The organism is Pseudomonas sp. 8 R 14 (assembly GCF_900005955.1).
Lineage (GTDB): Bacteria > Pseudomonadota > Gammaproteobacteria > Pseudomonadales > Pseudomonadaceae > Aquipseudomonas > Aquipseudomonas marginalis.
Window position 1 is genome coordinate 45,986 of the sequence record NZ_CVTH01000030.1, and the last position, 6,179, is coordinate 52,164.

General features: G+C 60.4%; 7 protein-coding genes. 1 reads left to right on the top strand and 6 read right to left on the bottom strand.

Annotated features, from left to right (window positions below; all coding sequences use genetic code 11):
* Positions 1 to 39 precede the first annotated feature (39 nt).
* The 6 genes from BFQ01_RS04525 to ssuE form a co-directional block, all read right to left on the bottom strand.
* Positions 40 to 255, bottom strand: coding sequence for a TOBE domain-containing protein (locus BFQ01_RS04525; protein ID WP_003176783.1), 216 nt, complete (start codon positions 253 to 255; stop codon positions 40 to 42).
* A gap of 19 nt (positions 256 to 274) precedes the next feature.
* Entirely contained in the window at positions 275 to 1,081 is an 807-nt protein-coding gene (gene ssuB / locus BFQ01_RS04530; protein WP_065924364.1) for an aliphatic sulfonates ABC transporter ATP-binding protein, read from the bottom strand.
* Complete coding sequence (gene ssuC / locus BFQ01_RS04535; protein ID WP_065924365.1) at positions 1,078 to 1,866, bottom strand: aliphatic sulfonate ABC transporter permease SsuC; 789 nt, start codon at positions 1,864 to 1,866, stop codon at positions 1,078 to 1,080. Before ssuC ends, ssuB begins: the two co-directional genes overlap by 4 nt.
* 9 nt (positions 1,867 to 1,875) lie before the next feature.
* Complete coding sequence (gene ssuD / locus BFQ01_RS04540) at positions 1,876 to 3,024, bottom strand: FMNH2-dependent alkanesulfonate monooxygenase (RefSeq protein ID WP_065924366.1); 1,149 nt, start codon at positions 3,022 to 3,024, stop codon at positions 1,876 to 1,878.
* Between the two features lie 25 nt (positions 3,025 to 3,049).
* On the bottom strand, positions 3,050 to 4,018 hold the full coding sequence (locus tag BFQ01_RS04545) for a sulfonate ABC transporter substrate-binding protein (RefSeq protein ID WP_065924367.1): 969 nt from the start codon (positions 4,016 to 4,018) through the stop codon (positions 3,050 to 3,052).
* 99 nt (positions 4,019 to 4,117) lie between these two features.
* Positions 4,118 to 4,711 carry an NADPH-dependent FMN reductase gene (gene ssuE, locus BFQ01_RS04550; protein WP_027608396.1) on the bottom strand — a complete coding sequence of 198 codons (594 nt, stop codon included), beginning with the start codon at positions 4,709 to 4,711 and terminating at the stop codon, positions 4,118 to 4,120.
* Positions 4,712 to 4,967: 256 nt separating this feature from the next.
* Here ssuE and BFQ01_RS04555 point away from each other — a divergent pair, with 256 nt between their 5' ends.
* Positions 4,968 to 6,173, top strand: coding sequence for an ISL3 family transposase (locus BFQ01_RS04555; protein WP_065924368.1), 1,206 nt, complete (start codon positions 4,968 to 4,970; stop codon positions 6,171 to 6,173).
* Positions 6,174 to 6,179 lie beyond the last annotated feature (6 nt).

Here is a 6,179-nt window from a genome sequence, read left to right on the forward strand (position 1 = left end):
GGGGCAAGCCCCCGATGACGGCCTCAAGAGCGACGCAAATCACAACTTGGCGATCGACACCTCAGTCGACTTCACAAAGGCAATCACTTCACTGCCAATCACCAGCTCCAGCTCTTTGACGGAGCGCGTGGTGATCACGGAAGTGACGATACCGGAGGCGGTCTGCACATCGATTTCCGACAGCACGTCGCCGACCACGATTTCCTTGATGGTGCCTTTGAACTGGTTACGCACGTTGATGGCTTTGATAGTCATGATGGTGTTCCTCTATGAGTTATTGAGCCCAACGCAGTTGCGTAGGCAGCGGTGAAACAGGTTCGGGTTCCGGCGGTGTGCCGGGCAACGACAGCACACGGTTAAGTACTTGCGCTTCCAGTGCGGCCAGGCGATGTGAGCCTCGGGCCCGTGGGCGCGGCAGATCGACGATCAGGTCGAGGCCGATTTCGCCGTCTTCGATCAGGATCACCCGGTCGGCAATGGCCACGGCTTCGCTGACGTCATGGGTCACCAGCAACACGGTGAAGCCGTGTTTTTGCCACAGGTTTTCGATCAGTTGCTGCATCTCGATGCGGGTCAGGGCATCCAGTGCGCCCAGCGGCTCGTCGAGCAACAGCAGGCGCGGTTGGTGGATCAGCGCGCGGGCCAGGGCAACACGTTGTTTCTGGCCACCGGACAACGCCGCCGGCCATTCATCGGCGCGCTCGGCCAGGCCGACCGCTTCCAGGGCCTCCAGCGCCTTGGGACGCCAGTTGCCTTTAAGGCCCAGGCCCACGTTGTCGATGATCTTTTTCCAGGGCAGCAAACGTGCTTCCTGGAACATCAGCCGCGTGTCTTCAATCGCTTCGCTCAGCGGTGCGGAACCGGCCAGCAGCTCGCCGCCGCTGGCCTTGTCCAGACCGGCCAGCAGACGCAGCAAGGTACTTTTGCCGCAACCGCTGCGACCCACCACGGCGACGAACTGGCCCGCCGGAATGTGCAGGTCAATCTCTTTGAGCACTTCCCGTGCGCCAAAGGATTTGCGCAATTTGCGCACCGCCAGGGGGATCCCCTTGAGCAGGCGCGGAGGTTGTTGAGCCGTCATGCCGCACCGCCTTTATTCACTTGATACGCCGGATGCCAGCGCAGCCAAACCCGCTCCAGGCCACGCGCAGCCAGGTCGGCCAGTTTGCCGAGAATCGCGTACATCACGATGGCCAACACCACCACGTCGGTTTGCAGGAATTCGCGGGCGTTCATCGCCAGGTAGCCGATACCCGAGCTGGCGGAAATGGTTTCCGCCACGATCAGCGTCAGCCACATAAAGCCCAGGGCAAAGCGCACGCCCACCAAGATCGATGGCAGCGCGCCCGGCAGGATCACTTGCCAGAACAGGCTGAAACCGGACAAGCCATAGCTGCGCGACATTTCTACCAGCGCCGGGTCGACGTTGCGGATGCCGTGGTAGGTGTTGAGGTAGATCGGGAACAGCGTGCCGAGGGCGACCAGGAAAATCTTCGCGGTCTCGTCGATGCCAAACCATAGGATCACCAGCGGAATCAGCGCCAGGTGCGGCACGTTGCGGATCATCTGCACCGAGCTGTCCAGCAGGCGTTCGCCCCACGTCGACAGGCCGGTGATAAACCCCAGCGCCAGGCCGATGCTGCCACCGATCACAAAGCCCAGGCCGGCACGCCAGCCACTGATGGCCAGGTGCGTCCAGATTTCGCCGCTGCGCACCAGGTTGACCCCAGCCTCAATCACCGCACTGGGCGCCGGCAGGATGCGTGTCGACAACCAGCCCGCCGACACCGACAACTGCCACACCGCCAGCAATAGAATCGGCAGCACCCAGGGCGCCACGCGATGGCTCAATTTTTCAAAAGTCATGGCGCCGCCTCAGCTCTGTGACGCAGCTTTGGGAAGGATGTCGTTGGCGACCATCTCACCGAACGGGCTCACGTAACCGGCGCTTTTCGGCAACTCCGGACGTTCGATATCCAGGTGCGGGAACAGCAGCTCGGCGACCCGATAGGACTCTTCCAGGTGTGGATAACCGGAGAAGATAAAGGTGTCGATGCCCAGCGCGGCGTACTCCTTGACCCGTTCTGCAACCGTCGGGCCATCGCCCACCAGCGCGGTGCCCGCACCGCCACGCACCAGGCCGACGCCGGCCCACAGGTTGGGGCTGACTTCCAGGTTGTCGCGGTTGCCGCCATGCAAGGCCGCCATGCGCTGCTGGCCGACGGAATCGAAGCGCGCCAGGGAAGCCTGGGCACGGGCGATGGTGTCGTCGTCGAGATGGGAGATCAGTTTGTCGGCGGCTTTCCAGGCTTCTTCGTTGGTTTCGCGCACGATCACATGCAGACGAATGCCGAAGCGCACGGTGCGCCCGAGTTTCGCTGCCTTGGCCCGCACCTGCTCGATCTTCTCGGCGACCGCGGCCGGTGGCTCGCCCCAGGTCAGCACCATCTCCACTTGTTCGGCGGCGAGTTCCTGGGCCGCTTCGGAGGAACCGCCGAAGTACAGCGGCGGGCGCGGTTGCTGGATCGGCGGGTAGAGCAACTTGGCGCCTTTGACGCTGATGTGCTCGCCGTCGTAATCCACGGTTTCGCCTTCCAGCACACGACGCCAGATGCGGGTGAATTCCACCGAAGCCTGATAACGCTCCTCGTGACTGAGGAACAAGCCATCGCCGGCCAGCTCTTCCGGGTCACCACCGGTTACCAGGTTGAACAACGCACGGCCGCCGGACAGGCGATCCAGGGTCGCGGCCTGGCGCGCCGCCACCGTCGGGGAAATGATCCCGGGGCGCAGCGCGACAAGGAATTTCAAACGCTGGGTCACCGGGATCAGCGAGGCGGCCACCAGCCAGGAGTCTTCGCAGGAACGGCCGGCGGGGATCAGTACCCCGCCGAATCCCAGGCGGTCAGCGGCCTGGGCCACTTGCTGCAGATAACCGTGATCAACGGCGCGAGCGCCTTCGGCGGTGCCAAGGTAATGGCCGTCGCCGTGGGTAGGCAGGAACCAGAAAATAGTGAGGCTCATGGAGTTGTCTCCTGAAGAAATCGGATTACGGCGCTTTAGCCACGGCAGCCGGTGGCGTCCAGATCACGTCCTTGATGTTCAAGGGCTTGGGGATCAATTTGAGTTGGTAGAAGCTATCGGCGATTTTCTGCTGGGCCGCCACCACTTCCGGGGTCAGGAACAGCGCGCCGTAGCCCTGGCGTTTTACCGAGGTCAGGGTGATGTCTGCCGGCAGGCCCAGCAGCGGCGCGACCTGTTCGGTCACTTCCTGGGGGTTGGCCTTGGACCACTCGCCCACCGCGCGCACTTCTTCGATCAGCGCCTTGACCACTTCAGGGTGTTTTTCGGCGTACGGCTTGGTGGCCAGGTAGAACTGGTGGTTGTCGGCGATGCCGGTGCCGTCACGCAGGGTGCGCGCTTGCAGTTGCTTCTCGGCGGCGGCCTGGTACGGGTCCCAGATCACCCACGCATCCACGCTGCCACGCTCGAAGGCGGCACGGGCATCGGCGGGCGGCAGGAACACGGTCTGCACGTCGGTGTATTTCAGGCCGGCGTCTTCCAGGGCACGCACCAGCAGGTAGTGCACGTTGGAGCCTTTGTTGAGCACGACTTTCTTGCCCTTGAGCTCGGCCACCGATTTGATCGTCGAGTCTTTCGGCACCAGGATCGCTTCACTGGTGGGCGCTGGCGGTTCGTAGGCCACGTAGAGCAGGTCGGCACCGGCGGCCTGGGCGAAGACCGGCGGGGTTTCGCCGGTGACACCGAAGTCGATGGAACCCACGTTCAGGCCTTCGAGCAGTTGCGGACCGCCGGGAAACTCGGTCCATTGCACCTGCACACCTTGAGCGGCCAGGCGTTTTTCCAGGGTACCCTTGGCCTTGAGCAGCACCAGGGTGCCGTATTTCTGGTAACCGATCCGCAGGGTCTCGGCAGCTTGAGCCTGAACAATGGCGCCGAAGGACACAGCCGCAGCAAACAGTGCGACCAGACCACGACGCAAGATGACAGTGCGCATGGCGCTCTCTCCAAATAATGCGATGAGGGGGTTGGCTGCACCTGCTTGGCCGTTGGCGGCTGAGTAAGGTGAGTACATCTATATAGCGGTGAGGCTGACTTAAATGCTCCAGCGAGCACTCAACAAACGTTCATTCAACACATGCGGGTCCAACGGTTTCGGACGACGGGCCATGGCGCCATAAAGCGTCTCCAGGGCCTCGTGCAAACGGTGTTCGAGGACCGGTACCAGTTGTGCCTGGGCACTGCCTTCGCCGTAGGCGATCTGGCTGTCTTCGGCAAAGATGCCGTGGAGCAGCTCCTGGGCTTTGAGGGCCGACAATACCGGCTTCAGGGCGTAATCCACCGCCAGCATGTGGGCGATGCTGCCGCCGGTCGCCATCGGCAGCACAACCTTGTGGGCCAGGGCGCGCTCGGGCAGCAGGTCGAGCACGGTTTTCAACGCCCCGGAGAACGAAGCCTTGTACACCGGCGTTGCGATCACCAGGCCATCCGCGTTAGCCACCTGTTGCAGCAGGTCAATGACCTTGGGGCTGTCGAAGCGTGCATGCAGCAAGTCTTCAGCCGGGAAGTCCCGTATCTGGTAACTCACCACTTCAACGCCTTTGTCTTGCAACCACTGACGGGTTTTTTCCAGCAAGACCCCGGAGCGGGAACGCTGGCTGGGACTGCCTCCAAGTGTTACGACCAACATGCAGGAATTCCTTGAGCAAGTGCCGGCGGTTCGCTGTGTGGCGATGGCGCCAAGATGGAACAGACCTTATCAGCAGATTCATATATCTATAAATCTTATTTTTTCATTTGTTTATTCTTTAAATGCATATGAGATTTATAAACCGCCAGGCGAAAAAAAAGGTTCATCACGGAATCCCGGGAAACACAGAAACAAGAACGCCGATTTGATTGATGATGTTCGTGCGAGCAAACACATCTAAAAAACCGGCGTTCTTATGCGTGATATTAATACTTTCCTTCCTTTTTGGGAGGGCTTTTCTGTCGTCACGATCAAGCCCGATGGTGACGCTCTAAAGATCGATCTGATTCCCCACGCCACCCGATTCCCTTCCTGCGGCGGCTGCCAAAAACCTTGTTCAACCACTCATGAGTATTGCGAGCGAACCGTTCGTGATCTGCCCATTCTCGGTCGCGCGGTGCGCCTCAGCATTTTGCTCAGGCGTGTTGGCTGCCGCGACTGTGGAAAACGCATGGAGGCCGTCAGTTGGCTGGATCGCTATGCCCGCATGACGCGCCGCTTGGCCGAGGCGGTCATTCAGGCCTGCGAGCGCCTTCCCACCCTGCACGTGGCCCAGATGTTTGGACTGCATTGGGACACTGTTCGGTTGCTGGAGCGTCGAGCCTTGCAGGCGGTGTTGAGTGAGTTGCCGAAGGCGCAACCACGACGCCTGATCATGGACGAGTTCGCGTTATTCAAAGGTCATCGTTACGCCAGCGTTGTGCTGGATGCCGATACACGACGAGTGCTGTGGATCGGTGAAGGCCGTAGCCGAGCGGCAGTCAGGCCGTTCTTCGAGGAGCTGGGGCCGGAGGGCTGCGCTCGAATCGAAGCGGTGGCGATGGACATGAATACTGCTTTTGATCTGGAGGTTCGCCAGCATTGCCCGAAAGCGCGAGTGGTCTACGACCTTTTCCATGTGGTGGCCAAATATGGCCGAGAGGTGATTGATCGGGTCCGCGTCGACGAAGCTAATCGGCTGCGTCATAACAAGCCGGCTCGCAAGGTCATCAAGCAGGCACGATGGCTGTTGCTGCGTAACCCACAGAACCTGAAAACGCCGGAACAACAGGTCCATTTGCAGGATTTATTGGAGGCCAACCAATCGCTGATGACAGTTTATTTGATGAAGGCTGAACTCAAAACGCTCTGGACACCGAGCACTGCCTGGACCTGGAGATCGGCCTGGAAGCAATGGCTGCGCCATGCATATGAAAGTGAAATACCGGCTCTGATCCAGTTTGCCAAACGGCTAAAGGGTTATTGGCGGGGCATCGTCAGTCGGGTTCGCTGGCCGATGCACACCGGTCAGTTGGAAGGAATAAACAATCGAATAAAGGTCATCAAACGGATGGCGTACGGTTACCGGGATAGCGAATTCTTCTTCATGAAGATCAAGAGCGTCTTTCCCGGTAATCCGTGATGAACC

Bases quoted from the DNA above. Each gene is read 5' to 3' on its own strand.
- BFQ01_RS04555 (WP_065924368.1), top strand. From the start codon at position 4,968: ATGCGTGATATTAATACTTTCCTTCCTTTTTGGGAGGGCTTTTCTGTC.
- BFQ01_RS04545 (WP_065924367.1), bottom strand. From the start codon at position 4,018: ATGCGCACTGTCATCTTGCGTCGTGGTCTGGTCGCACTGTTTGCTGCG.
- ssuC (WP_065924365.1), bottom strand. From the start codon at position 1,866: ATGACTTTTGAAAAATTGAGCCATCGCGTGGCGCCCTGGGTGCTGCCG.
- ssuB (WP_065924364.1), bottom strand. From the start codon at position 1,081: ATGACGGCTCAACAACCTCCGCGCCTGCTCAAGGGGATCCCCCTGGCG.
- ssuD (WP_065924366.1), bottom strand. From the start codon at position 3,024: ATGAGCCTCACTATTTTCTGGTTCCTGCCTACCCACGGCGACGGCCAT.
- BFQ01_RS04525 (WP_003176783.1), bottom strand. From the start codon at position 255: ATGACTATCAAAGCCATCAACGTGCGTAACCAGTTCAAAGGCACCATC.
- ssuE (WP_027608396.1), bottom strand. From the start codon at position 4,711: ATGTTGGTCGTAACACTTGGAGGCAGTCCCAGCCAGCGTTCCCGCTCC.